This is a genomic window from Pyxidicoccus sp. M15 (assembly GCF_056858435.1).
Map to the genome: position 1 here is coordinate 3,638,113 of NZ_CM166495.1, position 22,631 is coordinate 3,660,743.

Genomic DNA, 22,631 nt, shown 5'->3' on the forward strand with positions numbered 1-22,631 from the left:
TCACTCGGTGAGCGGCAGCTCCGGGACGACGCCGTTGCGCTTCCACTTACCAAGCTTCATCTTCCCCTCGCTGCGCGCGAGGGTGAGGGCGAGCATCGCGCGCTTGGCCGGCGGCAGCTCCTTCGCCAGCGCCTGGTACATCTCCTTGTCGAGCGCGGCGATGCGCTCCCGTGCCTCGAAGGCGCGCTGGGCGGCCGCGTCCACCTGCGGCTGGGCCGAGGCGTCTCCCCGGGCGGCCATATGGAGGGTGCGCACGGCATCTCTCACCTGCTCGCGCAGCGGACGGCGCCGCTCGTCGAACCGGCGCAGCGTCTCCTCCAGCTTCAGCGCCTGCGCGTTGTCCAGCTCCAGCGCGTCGGACAGCTCCAGCACCTGTCGCAGCCGCTGGCGCTTCTCCACGCGCTCGATGCGCTCCGCGTCGCGGGCGCCCCTGTCCTTGTCCTTGTCCTCCCGGCCGGGCTGGGCCAGCGCCACCCAGGGCAGCAGCACCAGCGCCAGCGCCACCCTCCGCGTCCGCTTCATCGTCTTCAAAGTGTCTCTCCCAGGTCGAAGTCGAAGTCCTCGTCCACGGCGTCGCCGTCCTCCAGCGCGTCCGGGTCCTCTTCGAGCGGCTCCAGGCCGGCCCATGCCTCGATGGCGGCCATCGTCTCCGCGTCCACTTCCTCGGCGTCCACGGTCGCCGCGGGAGCGCTCGGTGCCGTCACGGTGCCGGAGCCGTTCCGGGAGCCCTGGAGCCGGCCCGGCACCAGCAGCATCAGGGCCACCACCGCCGCCGCGGCCGCCACCGAGCCCAGCGTCCGCCGCCTCAAGCCCCGGTGCTGTGCGTCGCGCCGCCACGCGGACAGCGTGCGCCGGGGCAGCTCCTGCACCTCGGCCTTCTCCTCGGGGGTGAGGGGCGGCAGCTCCGCCAGCATGAGCACGCCCACCGTGGACGCGAGCGCGTCCCGGCACCCGTCGCACGTCTTCACGTGGGCGTGGACGCGGGCGGCCTCGTCCGTCTCCAGGCCTCCCGTGGCGTGCACGTCCAGCAGTACCTCGTATTCAGGGCACGCGGCCATCAGTTCGTCTCCCCGGGCGCGCCCACCTGCGCCTTCAATCGCTTCACCGCGTGGTGGAACTGCACCTTCGCGTTGTTCTCCGTGATTCGCAGTGTCTGGGCGATGTCCTTGAAGGACAGCCCGCCATCGATTCGCAACGTCAGCACCTCGCGCTGGCGGCGGGGCAGGGCCAGCACCGCGGCGCGCACCTGGCGCTCGCGCTCACCGCGCTCCAGCCCCTCCTGCGCCGACTCCGTCGGGTCCACCGCCACCGCTTCCGGCCCCGCCTCCACCAGCACCGGCCGCCACCGCTGGCCCTGACGCGCATGGTTCTTCGCCAGGTTGAGGGCGATGCGCACCAGCCACGCGCGGAAGGGCGCGGGGCCCGCCGGCGTGAAGCGCGAGAAGACGCGGCGCGACGCCTCCAGCGCCCGCAGGAAGGCCGCCTGCACCAGGTCCGCCGCGTCCTCGGGGCGCGACACGTAGCGCCGCACCAGCGAGAAGACGAGCGAGCGGTGCCGCTTCACCAGCACCTCGAAGGCCGCCGGCTCGCCCTCCAGGAAGGCGCGGCACAAGGCCTCGTCCGAGGCCCGCTCCAGCCCCGGCCGCGCCCCGCGCGAGGGCATCGCCACCACCCGCCCGCCTGTGTCTCCCGGACTCACACCCCTCCAACCCCCGGGCCGCCAGAAGGTTATTTTCGATACGGTCGCCCGTCAGGATTTACTGATTGTGCAGGAGTTGCAGCACGTTGAGTGGGTTATCGTGACGTGTCGGGTTGCTGGGGGTGCTGGCCCGCTGCCAGAATGCCTGACTGCTCGTAACCACGGACGGGGCATGGTGACGGAAGGCTCTAGCTCTCGCATCAAGGGTGGAGTGCTCATCTCCCGGCTGAACATGCTGCGCCACCACGGCGGGCAGGTTCGGGTGGACGAGGTGCTGCGGCGGCTTCCGCCGGAGGACCAGGCGCTGTTGCGGAAGATGATTCTTCCCATCGCCTGGTATCCGCTGGAGCTGAACCTGCGGCTGGACTCGGCCATCGCGGAGGTGATGTCGCCGGAGGACAAGCGCAGGGCCTTCATCGACATGGGGCGCGCGTCCGCCGAGGAGGCGCTCCACGGCGCGCAGCACGTCTTCGTGCGGCCCGGGGACCCGCAGTTTTTGCTCAGCCAGGCGCCGCAGATCTACCGCTTCTATTACGCGGTGGGCTCGCGCACGTACGAGCAGGCGGGCGCCCACGGCGCGGTGCTGCGTACCTTCGGGGCGGAGAACGTCACGGAGACGGACTGCCTCACGATTATCGGCTGGCACGAGCGGGCCATCGAGCTGTCCGGCGGCCGCTCGGTGAACGCCACCCACCCGCTGTGCCGGGCCCGGGGCGCGCCGCACTGCGAGTACCACTTCGCCTGGGAGTGAGGCGCCGCGTCGCGGCCCTCAGGCTGGAGGGACGGGCGGGTTGGCGCGCAGGTAGCGGAGCACGTCGTCGAGGTGGCGGTAAACGCGCACCTCGTGACGGATGATGTGCTCGACGCGGCCGTCGGGGGCGATGATGAAGGTGACGCGCCGGTCGATGTTGAGCACGGGCCAGAGCACGTCGTAGGCGCGGCTGATGTCGCGGTTCTCGTCACCGAGCAGGGCGAAGTGGATGTCCTCCTTCGCGGCGAACTCGCACTGCGTGCGCTGGGTGTCCACGGACACGCCTACGAGCTCCGCGCCGAGTGACTTGACGAGCTGGTGGTTGTCCCGGAACGCCCGGTTCTCGATGGTGCAGCCGACGGTGAAGGCCTTGGGGAAGAAGAAGAGGACCACGCGCCGGCCGCGCAGCGAGGACAGGCTCAGGGACGCACCGTGACAGTCGGTGGCGGTGAAGTCCGGCGCGGAGTCTCCGACGGCAAGCATTCCGGTAGGTCCTCTTCCTGGGGGCCAGTCCTGGTCCACCCCTACCACGTTTCGGTGGGGACGCTGCTGCCCCGGTTGCTGCACATGGGGGCCTGTGTGGCAGTGCTCGCTGTGCTGGCGGATAGTGCGCCGCCGACCCGAGAGGGGCTCCGGGAGGAGTGCATGCCGCGGAACCGATGGGCCGTACTGCTGCTGGTGGTGCTGGGTACGGGCTGCGCGACTGGACGTGCCGTGCGCCTGGAGACGGGCGATGGAAGCGTCCGTGTTCATACGCCGCGCACGGACGTCGCGCCCGTGCCTCTCGAAGGGAGGGCGTTCCAGTCGTCCGTTCGAGGGCTGGTAGACACGGAGCATGTGTCCTTTCGGCCGCGTGACGCGGCGCTGCGGCTGTTCGTGCGGCCGGAGGCCCGGGTGCGAGGGCGGCTGGGGCTCGTTTCGGTGGAGGAGCCGGGGCGGGGCCGGCTGAGTTTGTCCGAGCAGGGCACGGAATTGGAGCGTGGCTATGGGCAGTGGTGCCAACGCAAGAAGCTGCCCGGTGACTGCCTGCACCTGCTGGAGGAGGGCGTCACGCTGGACGAGGAGGGCAAGCGGACGTTGGCCTTCCGGCTCGGGCTCGAGGTGGTGTGGGACGAGACGGCCGAAGCGTTGGAGGAGCTGACGGACCGGGAGGCCATGGTGACGATGCTCGTCACCACCGGAGTTGTCTACTTCGGGCTGTGGCTGGTGCCGGAGCCGCTGCTGTCCAAGGGCATCGCCGCGACGCTGACGGTGGCGCTCATCGGCTACCTGGGCTGGGACACGGTGTGGAGCCTGGTCCAGGGCTGGAGGGTGCTGGCGGCGGAGGTGGCGATGGCCACCACGTTCGATGAGGTGCGGGAGGCGGGTGAGAAGTACGGCGCGGTGATGGGAAGGAATGCCGCGCGGGCTTTCGTCATGCTGGCGATGGCGGCGATGGGTGGCACGGCGGAGTCGCTGGCCACACGAATCACCACGCTGCCGGGCTCCGGGCAGGCGGCGCTGGTGGTCGCGGCGCAGACGGGGGTTCGGCTGGGGGCGGCTGCACAGGTGGAAGCGGTGGCGGTGTCATCGAGTGGCGCGGTGAGCATCGCGCTGGCACCGGGCGCGGTAGCGATGGCCGCGCAGGAGGCGGGTGGGGTCGCGGCCTCGGGGGTCGTGGCGCTGGGGCCCGAGCATCACATCGCCACGAACAAGAACTCCGAGTCGGATGTCCGAGGCGGGCCATGGACGCCCCGGTTCCAGGAGATATTCGACCGCGCCGGCATGTCACTGGATGACGTGGCGAACCGGGTCCAGGTTCCCGGGCATCAGGGCCCTCATCCCGAGCAGTACCATCGCGAGGTGTTCAGACGTCTCAATCTCAAGACGCTGCACTGCGACACCCTGCAGCAATGTCGGAGTGCGCTCATCAAGGAACTTCAGAAGCTGGCCAGGGAAATCACTACACCTGGAAGTACGCTCAACAAGCTGGTCACCCGAAGCGAATGATGCCGGTCCCCTCCATGGCGAATCGATACTTTGATGTGCTCGATGACCTCTACCTCTCCGGACGCTGGTCGCTGGGAAAGGTTCTCGATGAGGGCGGCAAGACGGTTGTTCCTGGGCTGTTTCTGAGCGGTAGGCCCGCGACGTCCTCAGGACGGCTCAATGTTGACGTTCGGGCTGCGGGAAGGTCGCTGGATTTTACCTTCGCGGCATTCGACATCCCTATCGTCAATGCCCGGGTTGCTGTGCTCATGCGCGAGTTGGCTCCGGATGATTTGCAGCTCGTTCCGGTTGAAATCGATGCCCAATCTGGGCCGCACTTCATTCTCAATACCACTCGCGTCGTGAAGTGCATCGATGAGAAGGCGTCCGCGGAAGTGCAACACTGGACTCCGGAAGACGATGAGCCCGAGCGGGTGGGGGAGTACAGCGCGGTGCACGGCATGCGCATCGACCCTACGCAGGTCGGAGATGCGAAGGTCTTCCGGCCCTGGGGGTGGCCGGTGGCTCTCATCGTCTCCGAGGACATCAAGAACGCACTGGAGCGAGCAGGCGTCACGGGTCTGAAGTTCGAGGACGTCACCGGCCCTGATTCCTCCGCCGCGAGCGAGAAGGACACCTGGGAGCGCAGACATCGCGCCCGCCTGAGGCAGATGGACACGGCGCGCGATGCGGCATGGAGCTCGATGGGACGGATGGAAGAAGCGGCCATCATCCCCATCATCCCGAGCGGCCCGGACTGGCCGGGGCATCGACAGGCCTGGCGGGTCATCCACCGCGAGTCAGGAAGCACGCTCCTGGTCACCGACGGCCTGTCGGACCCCTTCATCGACCGTGACGAGCTCACGACGGGATTCGGGCTCGAGCTCGCCATCGAAACCAACGAGCCGCTCCCCGAGCCTCGGGCGAGCTGGCAGTTGCGCCTGCTGCGCGAGGTGGCCGACGAGGTGGCGGAGCACGAGAATGTGCGCACCTGGCTGCACCGGGGGCTCATGTCGATGGAGGTCTCCGGGGACGCGATGCCCGAGCCGCTCGTCACGAGCGAAGGCCGCGTCGCCGTGCTGCTGGGGATGGAGTCGAGCACGCTCCCCCGGCGCTTCCCCACGCCCGCCGGCGAGGTGCTGCTCGTCACCATCAAGGCCCTCCTGCCGTCGGAGCTCGAGTTCATGCTGGAGCAGGGGCGCAGGGGGCCGGCCGAGCTGGCACACCGCTTCGCCAGAGAGAGCGACGCGCCGCACCTGTCCCGCTCATGGCGCAAGCCCGTGGTGTGAGCGCGTCGACATCGTCTGGAGGGTTCAGGTTAAGGTCCGCGCCCGTGCGGTCGACCCAGGACGTCTTTTCCTCGCAGGAATTTCCCCGACGGCTGGCCCGGGCCATGGGCGTGACGCGAGTGGCGCGTGTCACAGGACTGGACCGGACCGGCGTCGAAGTGGCGTGCGCCGTGCGGCCTGGCGGCCACGTGCTCCAGGTGTGCAACGGCAAGGGCCTCACGTACGCCGACGCCTCGTGGGGCGCGCTGCTGGAGACGGCGGAGCTGTGGGCGGCGGAGACGGTGATGCCGGGCCGGCTCATGTGGGGCTCTCGGGCGGAGCTGGACGGCCGGCTGGGCTCCCTGTGGGACGCGGAGTCGCTCGGGTCCGCGGGCGCGCTCGTGGCCCCGCGCATATGGGGAGACGAGGTGCGCTGCGCCTGGCGTGAGGCCACCGAGCTGAACTCGGGGCGCTCGGTGTGGGTGCCCGCGCAGGGCATCCACGTACCCCCTCCGGAAGGGCCCTCACTGGGGCCGGTGGCGGCGGCCTGGACGAGCAACGGCTCCGGGGCGCATCCGGACGCGGGGCTGGCCCTGCTGCACGCGTTGCTGGAGGCGACGGAGCGGGACCAGCTCTCCCGGACCCTGCCCGAGGGGTGGACGGAGGAGGGCGTGCGGCAGCGCCTGCTGCGGCCCTCGGAGCTGCTGGAGGCAGCGCCCCGCACGTCGAAGCTGGCGGACACGCTGCGGGAGCGGGGCTTCGGCGTGTACCTCTTCGACGTCACGCCTTCCAAGCGCACGCCCGGCGCGGTGGGCCTGCCGGTGGGGGCAGCGGTGCTGGTGGACATGGAGGAAGGGCCCGTCCCCCTCACCGCGGGCTATGCCTGTGCACTGAGCCGGGACGAGGCGCTGCTGAAGGCCCTGCTGGAGGCGGCCCAGTCGCGGCTGACGGACATCCACGGCGCGCGCGAGGACGTGGCCTCGTCGGACCGCGAGGCCGCGCGCGGCTTCGCGGACGCCTGCGCGCAGGTGCGTCCGAGAAGACGGGCCGAGGACATGCCCGACCTGGGCGCTCACGCGAAGGCCCCGGCCGCGCGAAGGGTGAGGCGCGTGCTGGAATTGCTGAAGCGCGCCGGCTTCGCGCGAGCGGCCGCGGTGGAGCTGGATTCGCCCGTCACGGGCCTGCACGTGCGGCGGGTGGTGGTGCCGGGCATGCGCATCTCGGAGCTCCTATGACGCGGCGGACGGACGCGCTGGTGGTCTTCCTGGGGCCCTCGCTGTCGGCGGACGAGGCGCGGCGGCTGGCGCCGTGCACGGTGCTGCCTCCGGCGAGGCAGGGGGACGTGTGGCGGGCGCTGAGCCTCCGGCCCCGGGCCATCGCCCTGGTGGACGGCGTCTTCGAGGCGCAGCCTTCCGTGTGGCACCACGAAATCCTGGCGGCGCTGGAGGCGGGCGTCGCCGTCTTCGGAGGCGCGAGCATGGGCGCCCTGCGCGCGGCGGAGTTGGCCCCGCACGGCATGGTGGGCGTGGGGCGCATCTTCGCGTGGTACCGGGACGGCGTGGTGGTGGACGACTCCGAGGTCGCCCTGCTGCATGCCGACGCGGAGCATGGCTGGAAGCCGCTCACCGTGCCGCTCGTCAACGTGCGGCACGTGGCGGAGCGCGCGAGGGCGGCGCGGGTGCTCGGACGCGACGCGGCGAGCGCGCTGGTGCAGGCAGCCGACGACCTCTTCTACCAGGAGCGCACCTGGCCCCGCGTGTTGGAGCGCGTGCGTCCGAGCTGGACGGAGTCCACCCGCGCCGCCTGGGAGTCGTGGTTCCCGAACGGTGGTGAGGACCTGAAGCGGCTGGACGCCATCGCCTGCGTCCAGGCCGCGGCGGAGTGGGCTGCCTCGGGGACTCCGGCTCCGGTGGGGGCGTGGCAGTCGCCCTCATCGCTCGTGCGTCGCCGCCGGTTGGTGGACGACGTGACGCAGGTGCGCGGCGGCGCGGTGCCGTCGGGGCGCGTGCTGGAGGCGCTGCGTGAAGCTCCCGACGCGGTGGAGATGGCCGAGGCGGGCCTGCGCCGGGAGCTGCTCGCGGGCCAGGCGCGGACGCTGGGGCTGACGGCGACCTCCGACGAGGTGGATGCGGAGGAGGCCGCGTGGTGGGACGCGCGCGGTGTCGCGCCCGGACGGCGTGAGGCGTACCTCACCGCGTGCGGGCTGGACACGGTGGGGCTGCGAAGGCTGTGCGAGGACCTGGCGCTGGAGCGGCTCGTCCTGGCGCACGCGCCGCGCCTGCTGCCCGACGGGCCGTCCTGGGACGAAGCCCTGGCCTCCGAGTCCCGCCTGCGCGGGCGCTGGGCCCGGACGGCCAGGGAGGTGGCGAGGGAGGACTCCGAGGACCCGACGGGGGACGTCGGGTCGGAGTGAAGAGGGGCACCCACCTCGCGGGTGGGAAATTCTGTGACAGACCCACGGGAGAGGGTAAGGTCAACCCTGGAGGTTGCCCTTGTTCAGCCCCGCTTCCTGGGTGGTTCCCGAGCCTCTCGTGCAACACGCGCCGGTGATGGCCTCGCCGTCACGTGGTGCCGTGCGCGTGGGGGCGCCGGGAGCGGAGCAGGGGCCGACCTGGCGGGTGGTGGAGGCGTGTCCGTGAGGTCGCCGCCCTTCCACCCGGACCAGCTCGTCCCCGACAGCGAGGTCGGCCCGTGGCGCGTGGTGGCGTCGCTGGGGGCCGGAGGCTTCGGGCGGGTCTTCAAGGTGGAGCGGGGCGGACGGTTCTACTCGCTGAAGATGGCGCTCCGTCCGGCGGGGTCGCATGCCGCGGAGGAGGAGGACGTCAACGGGCGGCTGGCGCACGAGGTGGCCGCGCTGCTGGCCTGCGCGCCGCACCCGAACCTTCCCCGGCTCCACGCGGTGGACCGCTGGCCCGAGCCGCCCGACGGCTACCTGTACTTCGTCACCGACTACGTGGACGGCGAGACGTTCCACGAGTGGCGCTGGCGGGTGAAGCCCACGGCGGCGCACCTGCTCTCCGTGTTCACGGAGGTGGTGCGCGTGGTGGCGGACCTGCACCGGCGCGGCATGCATCTCCGGGACTTGAAGGGCGACAACCTGCTCATCCGCCGCGAGGACGAGCGCCCCTTCCTCATCGACCTGGGCACCGTGCGGATGCCGGGGGCGACGACGCTGACGGTGGGGGTGGCTCCGGCCTCGCCGCACCTGCTGCCGCCGGAGTGCGTGGCCTTCCTCCGCGAGGGCACATGGCAGCAGGGCGCGCACTTCGACGCGGGCGTGCCGGGAGACCTCTACGCGCTGGGAGCGCTGCTGTACGAGGCGCTCACGGACGGCTACGCGTTCGACCCGAAGCTGCCCTACGACCGGCTGCTGCCCGCCATCGAAACGGTGACGCCGCGCGCGCCGCACGTCGTGAATCCGAAGGTGCCACGCGCCCTGGGCGACGTCGCGATGCGCTTGCTGGAGAAGCGTCCCGAGGACCGCTATCCGGGCACGGAGGCGCTGCTGCAGGCGCTCTGGGACGTGGCCAAGGAGAAGCGGCAGCCCGCGTGGCGGGTGTCGCTGGACCGGCCTCCCGAGATGGATTCACAGGGCGCGGGCTCGGAAACGCCGCGTGTGCGGATGATGCCGGAGCTGGGGCGCGCGCCGCTGGAGGCGTTGAAGCCGCCGGAGTCCTCCGAGACCACGGAGCCCGAGCCTGCTCCCGTGCCCGCCGCGCTGGAGCCGCTCGCGGCGGCGCCCGTGCGCGGCCCCGAGCTTCCGCGGCAACCGATGAAGGGCGAGGAGGTGACGTCGCCGTCCTCGCCGCGGAGGAGGAGTCGGGCCGTGGCTGGGTTCGGGTTGGGCGTGCTCCTCGTCCTTGGCTTCGTGGCCTTCGCGCTGCCACGCCTGTCGCAATCCCCTGGAGGCACGGCGGCGCCGCCTGTTCCTCCGCCCTCTTCCGAGAAAGGAAATCCCGCTGTGACGAGCCGTCCTCCGAGTCTTCCCGATACAAACTCCCTGGCGGCGGTGCCGCCCTCCGCCGATGCCGGTGCTTCCCTGGACGCGGGGATGCTGGCCTCCGCGCGGGTGACGGAAACTCCCGACAGTGGAGCTCCCGCGCCGTCAGCGCCAAAGCGGCCCGCCATGAGTCGCGCCGCGAAGGCGGCGGCTGCGGCCTGCATGGGGCTCGGGGCTGCCTGCGCGAGCGGTCCCCAGGTGCGTACTGCATCTCCAGAGAAGCCGTGCGCGCCGGAGGTCATCGAGGGGATGGAGAAGATGGGCTTCCCGGTGGGCTACTATTTCGGAGACGACAAGCAAGTCTGGTTCACCGACGGGGAACCGGACAAAACCGTGGATGCTCCCGTTCCGCCAGACGGTCCCTTCACCATGACCGTGCATGATAATATTGACGGAACCGGCGGGAAGTTCACCATCCCGGATGGGAGCCGTATGCACGGACAGCTCTTTCGCGGGAAGGACCGTGTCTATGGGTGGATAACAGATGTAGAAACGCCGGACGGCAAGCACTACGCCGTGTGCGCCAACCTCGTGACCGACAGGTCTCGATGGGAGCTGGGACATCTCTATTCGCGCCGGAGTACACCCGAGAAGCCGATGGTGTCCCCGTTCGTGAACCTGGCGACGTCGACGTACCTCGGAAGGCTCACCAAGTACCCGTAGCGAGAGCCGCGAGCCCGATGGGATATGGGCGCTGCCACCAGGAGGTCTTCCGGCCTTGTTCGCTTCGTATTCCTTCATCGTGCTCGCGTGGGGGCTGTTGCTGGCACCTGTCGCGGATGCCGCCGACCTCGGAGCCGCGGAGATGCCCGCCGACGTCCGCCGCATCGACCTCAAGGAAACGGGGGCGTCGCTTCCTGAAATCCATATCGGCCCGGGACTGTCCACCACGGTGCTCTTCGATTCACCGATCCGTCCCGATGAGGTGGTGCTCGAAGGACGCGAGCGCTTCCAGCGGCTGGGCATGTCGGAGGACCACCTGGTGCTCGTTCCTTCGAGCACCTTCCGACGCGGTGAGCACCTGCGGCTGGAAGTTCGATTCCGGGACGGTGCGGCTCCGGAGCGAGCCGCATTCAGACTGGTGGTGGATGCCGCCCGGGTCGAGCGGCAGGTCGAGCTCTACCGACAGCCCCGCACTGCGGAGTCCTATCGTCAGGAAGTCGAGGAACTGAAGAGTGGAATGGCGCGGCTTCGTCAGGAGGTCGGGAGGCTTCAGCCGTCGAACGCTCCGTCTGTCGGCGACGATTCCCTGCTCGCGACCATCACCCTGATGCCGCGCATCGAGCAAAAGTCGCTGACCTACGGACGGGAGGAGAGCTCTGTTCCGATTGCCGTCGACGAGGCGCGTCTTGTCCGACTGTTGAAACGCTGGACGGCCCTACGCGTGACGCTGCGGTGGCATGGAGGGGATGGGGGATGGACGGCGGCTACGGCGTCGCTCCGGGATGCTCAGGGGCAGGCAGTGAAGGTGCTGCGTCCGTGGCAGGAGGGCCCCGCGAATCGTCGGACGGATCAGGATGTCGTGATTGCAATCGAGGACGCGGCTGCATTTCAAGCGGGGCGTTACACCCTGAAGCTGTGGGACGAGGGCGGCGGTACGTCTGTAACGCTCGAAGGGCTCCTGGTGCCTTGAGTGCGGTGCTCAATCCAGGAAGCGGCGCTCCCAGCGGCGCTTGTCTTCCGGTGTGAAGTCCGGATCGAAGCGGGTTCCTGCGTCGTGGTAGAGCCACGGCTCCAGCACGCGCGAAAGTTCCCGGTAGGCGGGCAGGTTTTCTCCTGCTTCCACATCACCCGTCTCGGGCCATTGATCAAGTGTGACGACGGCGCGGTCTCCCGGAAGTTGCTGCACGGTGGTAGCGGGAGCTGTCAGACGCGCACGTAGACCGTCGGCGCCGCCCAGTTCGCCCAACACGGGCTGCCCAAGGAACGTCAGCCAGTAGGCGCCAGGGATTCGCGTGCCGATGTCCCAGGAAGCCGGGTGCTCGAGCATGTCGACGCCTGGGTAGCGGAAGCACAACTTGCTGAGCTGACGAACGACGTCCACAGGTTGCTCGGACCTGTTGAAGACGAGGCTGGCGTACCCAGAGTTGAAGGGCAGGTGAGCCGCCAGTTGCAACGCGAGCTCACGTGCGTTCCCTGGCCCCGACTTCTCCAGGAATGTCGAGGGCAGCCAGAAGCTGGCCACACAGGCACGCCTGGGATCGTCAAACAGGCCCGGGTCTTCGAGCGACACCCCCTCGTACTCGAATCGAAAATCAACGTTGCGCGTGGGCTGGTCCACCAAGGTCGCGAAGGCGTGCGTGCTGGTGTCGAGCAGTGCCTGCCGTGTCCGCTCCCAGGCCGAGTCGTCCAGACGCCGCCAATCGCCCTCCGCATCCGGATACCAGGCAAGGGTGTCTGGCCCCACTGTCTGTCTGTATGTGTCCAGTGCGCGCATCACGCAGGGGGCAAGGCCTGCGTGGGAGCGGTGCATGAAGAATCGAATGATGAGCCCAATCCCGCTGAACTGAGCGCCGTCCACGGTGGAGATACGGACTCCAGGAAACCGTTCGCTCATTTGAAGACCCCTTTGGGGGTGACACGAGCCGGAGTTGCATCCAGAACCTTCAAGTAGGCTTCCCGCTGGTTCCTGACCCTGAGCGCATTCCCAGGCGGATAGGTTCGCCAGTCGCCTTCATTGGTCTCGGGACAGGGGAACTTGAAGTCGTAGACGAGCTGGGCCTGAAGTGGGTTGCCCGTGTGGATGACGACGTCGGGTACCACGGAGCCGGCCAGTTCCCTTCCTCCGTTGCGAAGCATCGCCAATTCTGTTTCGGGGCTGATCATCTCCAGTTGTCGCGTCTCGGGATTGATGCGGTAGCGCTGCTCCAGGATGAAGCGTCCGGGGTGCGCTCGGCCCAGCCTCTGCTCCGTACACTGGGCGGCGAGCTTGTGCTTCGCACCTCCCAACCTCATGGCCCGGGTCACGGGATTCTCGCGCGTGCCGCCCACCTGTTGTTCGCATTCCTCTGCTGTCGGAGGCCGCCCTCCAAACTCCTTCCGGTTCACCTCCGCATCCGCCAGTTTCGCGCACTCCACCAGCATGTCCTCGACGGTTTTCCGGACCAGTTCATCGGCGGCTTCCCACGCCTTGCCCGCGGTTGCCACCTGGGCGGCCCGCACCGCCAGCGAAGCGCCGGGCTCCTTTCCGGCCAGCGCGGCGCAATAGGCCGGGTCGCGCTGGCACGTCGCGCTCACCGAGTCCACTGCCTGCGCATAGCTCCCCGTCCCTCGCCGGGAAGGGCTCCCGGCCCACACCCCACGGTGAACATCAGGACTCCCATGGCAACCACAACAGCCGGACTCCGTCTCATCGGGCCTCCCTCCCACGCCTACGTCCTGACGCTACCCGAGCCGCCGAACCCGCCCGCCATTACATTCCCCGCACACGCCCCAGCGCGGGCGCGAGGAGGCAGGCAAGCCATGGCCCGGATGTGCCAGGACGACGTGGGCCGCTGTGACTTCATCGACGTGCTCGAAGAGGCTGTCCTCCGTCGCCGCCCCGTGGCCGTGGAGCTCCGCGCCGGGGAGTCCTTCGCGGACGTCGTCACCGACGTCGTCACCGAGCAGGGGGACGACTTCGCCGTCTTCCGCTCGCATGCCCGGGTTCCCGTCGGGGACATCCTCTCCGTCACCCGCGAGCCCTCTTGAGCCTCGCGCGCCGCCGTGTAGGGTGCCGCCCAGGACGATGACCTCCCTTCCTCCGGCAGACTCCCTTCGCTGCATCAACGCCGACTCGCGCGAGCCGCAGGGCTACCGCGCCGCCCTCGGCGATACCCGCGCGGCCCTGCTCCACACGGACCCGCCCTACTGCCTCCTGACGCGGCGCCGGAAGGGCGGGGACCTGCGCGACACCCGGGCCCACAAGAAGATCGACCAGAACCCCATTGTCCGCTTCGAGACGGTGCGCGACTACCGCACCTTCTCCGAAGCCTGGCTGTCCCGCGCCGTCGCGCACCTCACGCCGGACGCGCCGCTCATCATCTGGACCAACCTGCTCGGCAAGGAGCCCATCCTCACCGCCGCCCGCGGCCTGGGCTACCCGCACCTGCGCGGTGAGTACGTCTGGGGCAAGCGCACCACCGACAAGAACGCCAACGAGCAGACCCTGCGCGTCTACGAGGTCGCCCTCGTCATCGCCCGCACGCCCGCGCCGCCGCTCGCGCCCGGAGACCTGCCCACCGTCTGGGCCGTCGTCGGCGGCTACGACGACGAAGGCGAGGCCGCGCGCTGGGGCGGCCACCCGCACCACAAGCCCTTCTCCGTCCTCGAGCCCCTGGTCCGTACCTACAGTCGCCCCGGGGACACGGTGCTGGACCCGTTCGCCGGCAGCGGCTCCATGCCCGCTGCGGCGCTGCGGCTCGGCCGCCGGCCCGCGTGCCTCGAAGTCGAACCCGAGTGGGCCGAGCGCGTCACCCGCCGTCTCCGGGAGACAGCGGCGGAAGCGGCTCAGCGCGTCAGCACGCCGTAGCAGCCCGGCTGGCCAGCGCGCCGTAGCGCCCTATCGCGCCAGCGCCCGATAGAGCCGCGTCTCCGCCCACGTGGGAATCTCCGTGGGCCGGTGCCCCCACCAGTTCATCACCAGCGTGCGACGCTGCCGCGAGCGCCCCGGCAGCTTCCCATCCGGAATTTGATTCTCCGCGTCCAGCACGCCGTGCGTCAGCGTCCCGTCGAAGCGAACCAGCCGGTTGGGACGCGGCGCCACCAAATCCGCGGTGTCCAGCCGCGCCGGGGCCAGCGAGGGGTTCTCCGGCTCGGGCATCTCTCGCGTCACCACCAGCGCCCCCCCGCGCACGCGGTTGAGGAACAGCACCGAGGAGATGCGCGGGTGCACCAGTTCCCCCGTGCGCAACGCCAACTTCTCGTCCCGGTCCTGGTGGAAGTCCACGCGCACGTCCGTGGGGTACATGCGCGACAGCCACCACTCCACCCCCGCGATGCGCCGCCGCCCCGTCACCTCCGGGCGCAGCGCGAGGATGACCTCCTCCACCACGTTGGCGGGAGGGCCGAAGTCGTACCAGAAGGTCGTCTGGTACGTCTGACGCAGGCGCTCCGTCCCCAGGGCTCCCACGCACCGCAGCAGGCGGCGGAAGAGGGGAGCGGACACGGCGCCTTCGGTGAGCTGGACGAGGGTTTCCACGGGTCCACCGAGCATTGTCCTACCGCGAGGGTGGGCGCCACCTTCCTTTGCCGCTAGGCTGCGCGGCCCATTCCCCTCCGGCCAGGAGGGCGCGGAGACACCGGATGAAGGCGCACCAGAAGATGCTCATCGGCATTGTCGCTGGCGCGGTGACGGGCCTCACCGTCAACGCCATCGCCACCGCCATCGCCCGGAAGGCGGCCGGCATCGCCGAGGGGCCGGTCCCCGCCGACGTCATCGCCCAGCACGCGCCCTGGCTGACGTGGAGCGTGGACAACGTGGCCTCGCCCCTGGGGCAGATATTCATCCGCCTGCTCCTCATGCTCGTGGTGCCCATGCTCTTCTCCGCCCTCGTCGTGGGCGTGGCGGAGCTGGACTTGAAGCAGGTGGGCCGCCTGGGCCTGCGGACGCTGGGCTACACCGTCGTCTTCTCCGCCATCTCCGTGCTCATCGGCCTCCTGCTCGTCAATGCCATCCAGCCGGGCACGGGCCTGAGCGAGGAGGCGCGCGCCCTGGCCCGGGGCGCCGCCACGGTGAAGGCCGCGCCTCCGCCGGAGGCCACGTCGTTCGGCGCCGTGCTCGTCTCCATGGTGCCCACCAACCCCCTCAAGGCCGCCGCCGACGGGGACTTCATCGGCCTCATCGTCTTCTCGCTCATCTTCGGCATGGGCCTGGCGCTCACCCCGGGCGAGCCCGCCAGACGGCTGCGCGAAATCATCCAGGGCCTCTACGACGTGATGATGAAGCTCATCGACGGCGTGCTGCGGCTGGCGCCCTTCGGCGTGGCCGCGCTGCTGTACGCGATGACGGCCCGGCTGGGGCTGGGCATCCTCGCGCAGCTCGCCGCGTACGTGGCCACGGTGCTGCTGGCGCTGGGCATCCACATGTTCATCGTCTACTCGCTGTCCGTGCGCTTCCTGGGCGGGCGCAACCCCATCACGTTCTTCCGCGACGTCCGGCTGGTGATGGCGACCGCCTTCTCCACGGCCTCCTCCAGCGCCACGCTGCCCACCGCGCTCAAGGTGGCCGAGGAGAACCTCAAGCTGCCGCGCACCGTGGCCCGCTTCGTGCTCACCGCGGGCTCGGCCATGAACCAGAACGGCACCGCGCTCTTCGAGGGCGTCACCGTGCTCTTCCTCGCCCAGGTCTACGGCGTGCAGCTCAGCCTGCCGGACCAGGGGCTCATCATGTTCATCTGCATTCTGGCGGGCATCGGCACCGCGGGGGTGCCGGCGGGCTCCATCCCCGTCATCGCGATGATTCTGGGCATGTTCAAGATTCCGGTGGAGGGGCTGGGCCTCATCCTCGGCGTGGACCGCTTCCTGGACATGTGCCGCACCACCCTCAACGTCACCGGGGACCTCGCGGCCGCGGTGTACGTGGCCCGGGGGGAGCCGCTCGACCGCCCGGCCGAGGAGGGGGCGGCAGACCCTTCCGCGTCCTGACACCCGGCATTTCGCAGCCCATCCTTCACCACGAGAGCAGTCATCCCGCAGCACCAAGGAGCCCGTATGAGGGTCGCCAAGGATTCCGTCGTCTCGCTGGAGTACCGGCTGCACCTGGGAGATGAGCAGGTCATCGACCAGAGCGCGCCCGGACAGCCGCTCGCCTACCTGCACGGCCACCGGCAGATTGTCCCGGGCCTGGAGGGCGCCATCGAAGGCATGTCCGCTGGCGAGAGCAAGCAGGTGGTGGTGGCCGCCGGCCAGGGCTACGGCGAGCACGACCCGGAAGGCGTGCGCACCGTGCCGCGCAACATGCTGCCGCCCGGCTTCAACCCGCAGCCCGGGCAGACGCTGATGGCGCAGACGGACCAGGGCGACATCCCCCTGCGCATCCAGGAGGTGCGCGACGACGCCGTCGTCGTGGACCTCAACCACCCGCTGGCCGGCAAGACGCTCCACTTCGACGTCACCGTGCGCGAGGTGCGCGCCGCCACCCAGGAAGAGCTCACCCACGGCCACGTCCATGGCGCGGGCGGCCATGACCACGGCTGAGACGCGCTGACGCATCGCGGCCACTCGCGGGGTGGGGGCGTCCGGGCCCCACCCTTCGGGTGGAACAAGCATTTCGCGGGGCCGGGGGCGGTGCACTATCGTCGGCGCCCCAATGAGTCCCTCCTCTCCGTCTCCGTCCCCGAGCGAGCTGCGCATCCACCCCTCCGACACACCGCCGCACGGCGACCCGGGGGCGTCCGCGGCGAAGGACCCGGAGCGCTACTGGCTCGAGCACGTCTACCAGGGCGGCAGCCGCCAGCTCACCGTGCGCGCCGTCATCGCGGGCATGCTCATCGGCGCGGTGATGTGCCTGTCCAACCTGTACGTCATCCTCAAGACGGGCTGGAGCCTGGGCGTCACGATTACCGCCTGCATCCTCGCCTTCGCGGTGTTCGGCACGCTGCGCTCGCTGCGGCTGTTGAAGAAGGAGTTCACCGACCTGGAGAACAACGCCATGGGCTCGGTGGCCTCGGCCGCCGGCTACATGACGGGCGGCGGCAACATGGCGGCGGTGCCCGCGCTGCTGATGCTCACCGGCGCGCTGCCGTCAGCCGGCTGGCTGATGGTGTGGTTCGCCGTCATCTCCGCGCTGGGCGTCTTCGCGGCCATCCCCATCAAGCGCCAGCTCATCAACATCGAGGCGCTGCCGTTCCCCACTGGCACGGCCACCGCGGAGACCATCCGCGCGCTGCACGGCCATGGCGAGGTGGCCCGCCGCAAGTCGCGGCTCCTGGGCCTGTCGGGGCTGGTGGGCGCGGCGCTCGTCTTCATCCGGGACGCGCGCTTCACGTGGCTGACGAACATCCCGGAGAAGATGAGCCTGCCCTTCACCATGCTGGGGAAGAAGGCGTCGGCCTGGTCGCTGTCGTTCGACTTCAGCCTGCTGCTGGTGGGCGCGGGCGCGCTGGTGAGCTTCAAGACGGGCTGGTCCATGCTGCTGGGCGCGGTGCTCACCTACGGCTTCCTGGCGCCGGCCATGGTGAGCCAGGGCGCCATCCCCGAGGTGACGTACAAGGCCATCAACAGCTGGATGGTGTGGACGGGCTCGGCGGTGCTGGTGTCCTCGGGCCTGCTGTCCTTCGCCTTCCAGTGGCGCAGCGTGGCGCGCTCCTTCAAGGCGCTGTCCGGACTGTTCGGCGGCAAGAGCGCGCAGGACGAGCAGGACCCGCTGGCCGGCATCGAGTGCCCGCCGGCCTGGTTCCCCCTGGGCTTCGCGGTGCTGGGTCCCATCGCCGTCTTCCTGATGGCGTACCTCTTCCAGATTCCGTGGTGGGCCGGCGTGCTGGCCATGCCGCTGGCCGTCGTCATGGGCGTCATCGCCAGCCGCGTGACGGGTGAGACGGACACCACGCCCACCAAGGCGCTGGGCCCCGTCACCCAGCTCATCTTCGGCGGCCTGGCGCCGGGCAACATCCCCGCCAACGTGATGAGCGCCAACGCCACGGGCGGCGTGGGGTTGCACTCGGCGGACCTGCTGACCGACTTGAAGTCCGGGTGGCTCCTGGGTGCCAACCCGCGCCAGCAGTTCGTGGCGCAGCTGTTCGGCGTGGTGGCGGGCGCGGCGGTGGTGGTGCCGGTGTTCCGCATCCTCGTGCCCAGCGCGGACGTGCTCGGCACGGAGGAATTCCCTGCGCCCGCGTCCATGGTGTGGGCCGGCGTGTCGAAGCTGCTGGCCTCGGGCGTGGCCGCGCTGCCCCAGACGGCCCGCATGGGCGCGCTGTGCGGCGCGACGCTGGGCATCCTCCTGGTGCTGCTGGAGAAGTTCGCCCCGGCGAAGGCGAAGGCCTACGTGCCGTCCGCCGCGGGCTTCGGCCTGGCCATCGTCATCCCCGGCTCCAGCTCCATCGCCTTCTTCCTCGGCTCGGCCCTGGCGGAGGGCCTGCGCCGCGCGAAGCCGAAGCTGGCCGAGGACATGGTGCTGCCGGTGTCCTCGGGCTTCATCGCCGGAGAGAGCCTGCTGGGCATCGGCCTCGCGATGGCCAAGGCCTTCGGGGTGATGCCGAAGTAGCCTCAGTCCACCTTGGACGTGGAGAAGGACACGCCCCCGATGAAGCGGAAGGTGGGCGTGTCCAGGCCGGCGCCGACGCCCGGCCCGCCCATGACGTAGAGGTCCATGAAGGACAGGGCGTGCTTGCGGATGGCCAGCAGCAGCTCGGCGCCCACGCGGCCGCCCTGCAGCGGCACGCCCAGCAGCACGCTCACCTCGCCGCGCGTGGACTCGCCGGCGCGGGACGTCACGGTGCCCGCCAGCCGCAGCTCGCTGCCGACGATGTCCTTGGCCTCGCCCGACAGCGCGCCCAGCTCCCGCTTCTCGCGCAGCAGCACGCCGGCCTCGCCGCCCACCTGCCAGCCCTCGGCGAGGAAGCCCAGCTGGAGCTTCGGGTGGACCGCGTAGTCGTCGCGCGCCAGCAACTCCACGCTGCCCACCGGCACCGCGGCGCTGACGTCCGCCGCCACCTGGAGGCCGAAGTCCTGGCGCAGCAGCGCCGCGCGCGCGCCCACCCACGGTGTCCCCATGCCCTGGCCCGAGGGCGGTGACACGCCCATGTGGGGCTCGCCGCCCTGCTGGACGATGTAGGGCACCTCCGCCGCCACCTGGAGCCACGACAGCACGCCGAAGGCGGCCGTCACGTCCATGGTGAAGCGGTTCTCCACCAGCCCCGTGCCGCCACCCGGCTCCCAGCGCGTCTGGAAGTGGAAGGGCAGATTCTCATAGTGGCCCTGCACCGCCACTCGCAGCATGCCCTGCGGGAGCGTGCGGCCGGTGCCCACCACCAGTGAACCCAGCGCCGCCGGGTCCAGCTCCAGCCGCTGGAGGTTGAAGTGGGGAAGCCGCGCGTCCTGCGCCCGCGCGGAGGCGGGGCCGAGGAGCAGCGCGAGGGACGACACAGCAGAGAGCAGGGCGAGCGAAGGCCGGGAAGGCACGACGACTCCTTCGATGAATGTCAGCGCGAAAGACGGCCCCGAAACCTGGGAGCAGTCGCATGCTTGGAATGGGAGCGCAAGGGCAGCTCCGGTTGCCCCACACGGGGCAAGTATTCCGCGGCGAAGGGGAGGTCCCCTTGACGACGGCTCCATCCGGATTCTCCCTGGCTTGCGGTGAAGTCACCTTCTCTGGACGTGCCCGCACGGAGCCGGTGCGAGTCGTTCTCCTCCTCGCAGGCGGAGAGTCGGCGAGTCGAAAAATGATGCACGGAATCCGCGTGGAGGGCGGGGGGCAATGGCGGCGCGGGCGGGGCGTACGGCAGACACCGCAAGGGGTGTCCCCGTGTCCGTCCTGGTTGATGACCTCCGCTTCTCGCTCCGGTTGTTGCTCAAGAACCGGAGCTTCACGCTCGTCTCCGTGTTGACGCTCGCCCTGGCCATCGGGGCGAACACGGCCATCTTCAGTGTGGTGCACGGGGTGTTGCTGCGCCCGCTGCCGTACCCGGAGCCGGAGCAGCTGGTGCAGCTCGTCCGCCAGGAGTCGGATGGCGAGAGCTCTTCGCAGAGCATCGCGCACTACGCGTGGCTGTCGGGCGCGTCCCCCGTCTTCTCCCACGTCACGGCCTACGAGGTGCTCCCCAGCGGCTTCAACCTGGTGGGGGACGGGATGCCGGAGCGGCTGTCCGGCATGCGCGTGACGGGGTCTTTCTTCGACACGTTCGGCGTGCGGCCGGAGCTGGGGCGTGGCTTCCTGCCGGAGGAGGACGTGCCGGGCGGCGGCCACGCGGTGGTCATCAGCCACGGGCTCTGGCTGCGGCGCTTCGGCGGGGCCGCCGATGTCATCGGCCAGTCCCTCAACCTGAATGACCAGCCCTACACGGTGGTGGGCGTCGCGCCCGCGGGCTTCCAGTATCCGAATGGCGTGCAGCTGTGGACGCCGCTGCAGCTGGACCTCACCAACGAGGAGAACGCCAACTTCCTCTTCATGACGGGACGGCTGAAGGCGGGCGTGTCCCCCGAGGCGGTGGACGCGACGCTGGCCACGCTCAGCAAGCGCATGCGCACGGAGAAGCCCATCCTCATCGACGAGGGCGAGCTGTTCCACGCGCAGGACCTGCGCGTGTTCCTCGCCGGTGATTTGCGGCTGGCGCTCTGGGTGCTGCTGGGGGCGGTAGCCCTGGTGCTGCTCATCGCGTGCGTCAACCTGGCCAACCTCCAGCTCGCGCGGGCGGCGGCCCGGCAGCGGGAGCTGGTGGTGCGCGCCGCCCTGGGCGCGGCGCCGGGGCGGCTGGTGCGCCAGCTCCTCACGGAGAGCCTGCTGCTGTCGCTCGCGGGCGGCGGGCTGGGGCTGCTGCTGGCGACCGCGGCGCTGCCGGCGCTGCTGGCGCTGGCCCCCCAGGGAGCGCCGGTTCTGGGGGGCGGCGGGCTGGGAGGCGCGCCGGTGGAGGTCAACGGCGTGGTGCTGCTCTTCACCCTGGGCGCTTCCCTGGTGACGGGGCTCCTCTTCGGGCTGCTCCCCGCGTGGCAGGCCTCGAGCCCTGACTTGCAGGCGGCGCTGCGAGAGGGCGCGCAGCGGTCCACCTCCGGCCCCGGCGGCGGGCGCACGCGGCGGCTGCTGGTGGTGGGGCAGGTGGCGCTGGCGGTGGTGCTGCTGGTGGGCGCGGCGCTGCTCATCCGCGGCTTCGCGGCGCTGAGCAACACGGCCCCGGGGTTCGACCCGCACGACGTCCACGTGCTGCGCCTGTCGCTGCCGGAGGGGCGCTACGGCGAGCCGGCGGCCCTGGAGCGCTTCGCGAAGCAGGTGGTGGAGCGCGTGGCGGCGGTGCCGGGCGTGGAGGCGGCGGCCTTCGCGTCGTCGCTCCCCATGGGCCTGGGCCCCAGCATGGAGTTCGCGATTGAAGGCAGGTACGAGGGCCGCCATGACGGCCCCGGCCTGGGCGGCGGGCAGTTCCGCCCGGTGGGGCCGGCGTACTTCCGGGCCCTCGACATCCGCCTGGTGCGTGGACGGCTGCTGGCGGAGACGGACGTGGCGGGCTCGGAGCCCGTGGTGGTCATCAACGAGGCGGCGGCGCGCAAGTACTGGCCGGGCGAGGAGCCCCTTGGCCAGCGCATCCGGGTGGGCCCGTCGGTGCCCTCCATCGGCGACACGGTGCCGCGCACCGTGGTGGGCGTGGTGCGGGACGTGCGTGAGAACGGATTGGGCGAGGACACGCCGGTGATTCTCTACACCGCCCTGGGCCAGACGAGCCCGCAGATGAACCGGATGCTGGTGCGCATGCTGCCGCAGAACCTGATGGTCCGCGCCCCGGGCGGGCACGCGGCGCTGGTGTCCAGCGTGCAGCGCGAGCTGTGGGCGGTGGACGCGCAGCAGCCGGTGACGGAGACGCTGAAGCTGGAGGAGCACGTGGCGCGCTCCCTGGGCTCGGAGCGCTTCAACATGGTGCTGCTGGGGTTGATGGCGGCGCTCGCGCTGGTGCTCGCGGCCGTCGGCATCTACGGCGTGCTGTCCTACCTGGTGAGCCAGCGGACGCGGGAGATGGGCGTGCGGCTGGCGCTGGGCGCGCCGCGCGGCGAGGTGGTGCGGCTGGTGCTCCTCCAGGGCCTGGGCTCGGTGGGGCTGGGCGTGGCGCTGGGGGTGGCGGGCGCGTGGGGGCTGACGCGCGTGGTGGAGGGCATGGTGCACGGGGTGAGCGCCCTGGACCCGCTGGCCTTCTCCGCCGCGCCGCTGGTGCTGCTGGGCGTGGGGCTGGTGGCCACGTGGGTGCCCGCGCTGCGCGCCTCGCGCGTGGACCCCATCATCGCGCTGAAGTACGACTGACGACGGGGCAGGGCGGGCGCCTCTTC

21 protein-coding genes are annotated in these 22,631 nt (G+C 70.5%); 13 read left to right on the forward strand and 8 right to left on the reverse strand.

Annotated elements, in window-relative coordinates; all coding sequences use genetic code 11:
• The 3 genes from ACX9TP_RS13640 to ACX9TP_RS13650 are packed head-to-tail and all read right to left on the reverse strand — an operon-like array spanning position 1 to position 1,699.
• Complete coding sequence (locus tag ACX9TP_RS13640; protein ID WP_482980155.1) at positions 1 to 531, reverse strand: hypothetical protein; 531 nt, start codon at positions 529 to 531, stop codon at positions 1 to 3.
• On the reverse strand, positions 528 to 1,058 hold the full coding sequence (locus tag ACX9TP_RS13645; RefSeq protein ID WP_482980156.1) for a zf-HC2 domain-containing protein: 531 nt from the start codon (positions 1,056 to 1,058) through the stop codon (positions 528 to 530). The genes ACX9TP_RS13640 and ACX9TP_RS13645 overlap by 4 nt, the downstream gene beginning before the upstream one ends.
• Complete coding sequence (locus tag ACX9TP_RS13650; protein WP_482980157.1) at positions 1,058 to 1,699, reverse strand: RNA polymerase sigma factor; 642 nt, start codon at positions 1,697 to 1,699, stop codon at positions 1,058 to 1,060. The genes ACX9TP_RS13645 and ACX9TP_RS13650 overlap by 1 nt, the downstream gene beginning before the upstream one ends.
• Positions 1,700 to 1,871: 172 nt before the next feature.
• Here ACX9TP_RS13650 and ACX9TP_RS13655 point away from each other — a divergent pair, with 172 nt between their 5' ends.
• Positions 1,872 to 2,450 carry a TIGR02265 family protein gene (locus ACX9TP_RS13655; RefSeq protein ID WP_482980158.1) on the forward strand — a complete coding sequence of 193 codons (579 nt, stop codon included), beginning with the start codon at positions 1,872 to 1,874 and terminating at the stop codon, positions 2,448 to 2,450.
• Positions 2,451 to 2,468: 18 nt separating this feature from the next.
• On the opposite strand, the gene ACX9TP_RS13660 is transcribed toward ACX9TP_RS13655, so the two are convergent.
• Positions 2,469 to 2,933 carry a peroxiredoxin gene (locus tag ACX9TP_RS13660; RefSeq protein WP_482980159.1) on the reverse strand — a complete coding sequence of 155 codons (465 nt, stop codon included), beginning with the start codon at positions 2,931 to 2,933 and terminating at the stop codon, positions 2,469 to 2,471.
• A 162-nt stretch (positions 2,934 to 3,095) separates the two neighbouring features.
• Here ACX9TP_RS13660 and ACX9TP_RS13665 point away from each other — a divergent pair, with 162 nt between their 5' ends.
• From ACX9TP_RS13665 to ACX9TP_RS13690, 6 genes are all read left to right on the forward strand, one after another.
• Positions 3,096 to 4,439, forward strand: coding sequence for an AHH domain-containing protein (locus tag ACX9TP_RS13665; RefSeq protein WP_482980160.1), 1,344 nt, complete (start codon positions 3,096 to 3,098; stop codon positions 4,437 to 4,439).
• Positions 4,440 to 4,453: 14 nt separating this feature from the next.
• Entirely contained in the window at positions 4,454 to 5,707 is a 1,254-nt protein-coding gene (locus tag ACX9TP_RS13670) for an imm11 family protein (RefSeq protein ID WP_482980161.1), read from the forward strand.
• A gap of 104 nt (positions 5,708 to 5,811) precedes the next feature.
• Positions 5,812 to 6,921 (forward strand): YcaO-like family protein, encoded by a 1,110-nt coding sequence (locus tag ACX9TP_RS13675; protein WP_482982165.1) that lies wholly within the window; start codon positions 5,812 to 5,814, stop codon positions 6,919 to 6,921.
• Positions 6,918 to 8,099, forward strand: coding sequence for a TfuA-like protein (locus tag ACX9TP_RS13680; protein WP_482980162.1), 1,182 nt, complete (start codon positions 6,918 to 6,920; stop codon positions 8,097 to 8,099). Before ACX9TP_RS13675 ends, ACX9TP_RS13680 begins: the two co-directional genes overlap by 4 nt.
• A gap of 222 nt (positions 8,100 to 8,321) precedes the next feature.
• Complete coding sequence (locus ACX9TP_RS13685; protein WP_482980163.1) at positions 8,322 to 10,349, forward strand: serine/threonine protein kinase; 2,028 nt, start codon at positions 8,322 to 8,324, stop codon at positions 10,347 to 10,349.
• Positions 10,350 to 10,404: 55 nt separating this feature from the next.
• Positions 10,405 to 11,319, forward strand: coding sequence for a DUF2381 family protein (locus tag ACX9TP_RS13690; protein ID WP_482980164.1), 915 nt, complete (start codon positions 10,405 to 10,407; stop codon positions 11,317 to 11,319).
• 9 nt (positions 11,320 to 11,328) lie between these two features.
• On the opposite strand, the gene ACX9TP_RS13695 is transcribed toward ACX9TP_RS13690, so the two are convergent.
• The gene (locus tag ACX9TP_RS13695; protein ID WP_482980165.1) at positions 11,329 to 12,243 is read right to left on the reverse strand and encodes a type VI immunity family protein; all 915 of its coding nucleotides are present in this window, start codon (positions 12,241 to 12,243) and stop codon (positions 11,329 to 11,331) included.
• Complete coding sequence (locus ACX9TP_RS13700; RefSeq protein ID WP_482980166.1) at positions 12,240 to 12,932, reverse strand: hypothetical protein; 693 nt, start codon at positions 12,930 to 12,932, stop codon at positions 12,240 to 12,242. The genes ACX9TP_RS13695 and ACX9TP_RS13700 overlap by 4 nt, the downstream gene beginning before the upstream one ends.
• 216 nt (positions 12,933 to 13,148) lie before the next feature.
• On the opposite strand from ACX9TP_RS13700, the gene ACX9TP_RS13705 reads away from it, so the two are divergent.
• Positions 13,149 to 13,376 carry a hypothetical protein gene (locus ACX9TP_RS13705; protein ID WP_482980167.1) on the forward strand — a complete coding sequence of 76 codons (228 nt, stop codon included), beginning with the start codon at positions 13,149 to 13,151 and terminating at the stop codon, positions 13,374 to 13,376.
• A gap of 37 nt (positions 13,377 to 13,413) precedes the next feature.
• Positions 13,414 to 14,196, forward strand: coding sequence for a DNA-methyltransferase (locus ACX9TP_RS13710; RefSeq protein WP_482980168.1), 783 nt, complete (start codon positions 13,414 to 13,416; stop codon positions 14,194 to 14,196).
• Positions 14,197 to 14,226: 30 nt separating this feature from the next.
• On the opposite strand, the gene ACX9TP_RS13715 is transcribed toward ACX9TP_RS13710, so the two are convergent.
• Positions 14,227 to 14,865, reverse strand: coding sequence for a hypothetical protein (locus ACX9TP_RS13715; RefSeq protein WP_482980169.1), 639 nt, complete (start codon positions 14,863 to 14,865; stop codon positions 14,227 to 14,229).
• A gap of 104 nt (positions 14,866 to 14,969) precedes the next feature.
• Here ACX9TP_RS13715 and ACX9TP_RS13720 point away from each other — a divergent pair, with 104 nt between their 5' ends.
• The 3 genes from ACX9TP_RS13720 (at position 14,970) to ACX9TP_RS13730 (ending at position 18,870) form a co-directional block, all read left to right on the forward strand.
• Complete coding sequence (locus ACX9TP_RS13720; protein ID WP_482980170.1) at positions 14,970 to 16,310, forward strand: dicarboxylate/amino acid:cation symporter; 1,341 nt, start codon at positions 14,970 to 14,972, stop codon at positions 16,308 to 16,310.
• A gap of 66 nt (positions 16,311 to 16,376) precedes the next feature.
• A complete protein-coding gene (locus ACX9TP_RS13725) occupies positions 16,377 to 16,862 on the forward strand; it encodes an FKBP-type peptidyl-prolyl cis-trans isomerase (RefSeq protein WP_482980171.1) in 486 nt (161 codons plus the stop codon).
• Positions 16,863 to 16,974: 112 nt separating this feature from the next.
• Positions 16,975 to 18,870: an OPT family oligopeptide transporter gene (locus tag ACX9TP_RS13730; RefSeq protein WP_482980172.1), complete on the forward strand. Its 1,896-nt coding sequence runs from the start codon at positions 16,975 to 16,977 to the stop codon at positions 18,868 to 18,870.
• A 2-nt stretch (positions 18,871 to 18,872) separates the two neighbouring features.
• Here the strand turns inward: ACX9TP_RS13730 and ACX9TP_RS13735 are convergent, their stop codons facing one another.
• Positions 18,873 to 19,787 (reverse strand): flagellar motor protein MotB, encoded by a 915-nt coding sequence (locus ACX9TP_RS13735; protein ID WP_482980173.1) that lies wholly within the window; start codon positions 19,785 to 19,787, stop codon positions 18,873 to 18,875.
• Between the two features lie 343 nt (positions 19,788 to 20,130).
• On the opposite strand from ACX9TP_RS13735, the gene ACX9TP_RS13740 reads away from it, so the two are divergent.
• Positions 20,131 to 22,605 (forward strand): ABC transporter permease, encoded by a 2,475-nt coding sequence (locus tag ACX9TP_RS13740; protein ID WP_482980174.1) that lies wholly within the window; start codon positions 20,131 to 20,133, stop codon positions 22,603 to 22,605.
• The last annotated feature ends 26 nt before the right edge of the window (positions 22,606 to 22,631 follow it).

What these genes read in the sequence shown, in the direction of transcription:
- ACX9TP_RS13730 (WP_482980172.1), top strand. Translation starts at nt 16,975, where the DNA reads ATGAGTCCCTCCTCTCCGTCTCCGTCCCCGAGCGAGCTGCGCATCCAC.
- ACX9TP_RS13680 (WP_482980162.1), top strand. Translation starts at nt 6,918, where the DNA reads ATGACGCGGCGGACGGACGCGCTGGTGGTCTTCCTGGGGCCCTCGCTG.
- ACX9TP_RS13665 (WP_482980160.1), top strand. Translation starts at nt 3,096, where the DNA reads ATGCCGCGGAACCGATGGGCCGTACTGCTGCTGGTGGTGCTGGGTACG.
- ACX9TP_RS13695 (WP_482980165.1), bottom strand. Translation starts at nt 12,243, where the DNA reads ATGAGCGAACGGTTTCCTGGAGTCCGTATCTCCACCGTGGACGGCGCT.
- ACX9TP_RS13675 (WP_482982165.1), top strand. Translation starts at nt 5,812, where the DNA reads ATGGGCGTGACGCGAGTGGCGCGTGTCACAGGACTGGACCGGACCGGC.
- ACX9TP_RS13705 (WP_482980167.1), top strand. Translation starts at nt 13,149, where the DNA reads ATGGCCCGGATGTGCCAGGACGACGTGGGCCGCTGTGACTTCATCGAC.
- ACX9TP_RS13710 (WP_482980168.1), top strand. Translation starts at nt 13,414, where the DNA reads ATGACCTCCCTTCCTCCGGCAGACTCCCTTCGCTGCATCAACGCCGAC.
- ACX9TP_RS13720 (WP_482980170.1), top strand. Translation starts at nt 14,970, where the DNA reads ATGAAGGCGCACCAGAAGATGCTCATCGGCATTGTCGCTGGCGCGGTG.
- ACX9TP_RS13670 (WP_482980161.1), top strand. Translation starts at nt 4,454, where the DNA reads ATGGCGAATCGATACTTTGATGTGCTCGATGACCTCTACCTCTCCGGA.
- ACX9TP_RS13655 (WP_482980158.1), top strand. Translation starts at nt 1,872, where the DNA reads ATGGTGACGGAAGGCTCTAGCTCTCGCATCAAGGGTGGAGTGCTCATC.
- ACX9TP_RS13725 (WP_482980171.1), top strand. Translation starts at nt 16,377, where the DNA reads ATGAGGGTCGCCAAGGATTCCGTCGTCTCGCTGGAGTACCGGCTGCAC.
- ACX9TP_RS13645 (WP_482980156.1), bottom strand. Translation starts at nt 1,058, where the DNA reads ATGGCCGCGTGCCCTGAATACGAGGTACTGCTGGACGTGCACGCCACG.
- ACX9TP_RS13660 (WP_482980159.1), bottom strand. Translation starts at nt 2,933, where the DNA reads ATGCTTGCCGTCGGAGACTCCGCGCCGGACTTCACCGCCACCGACTGT.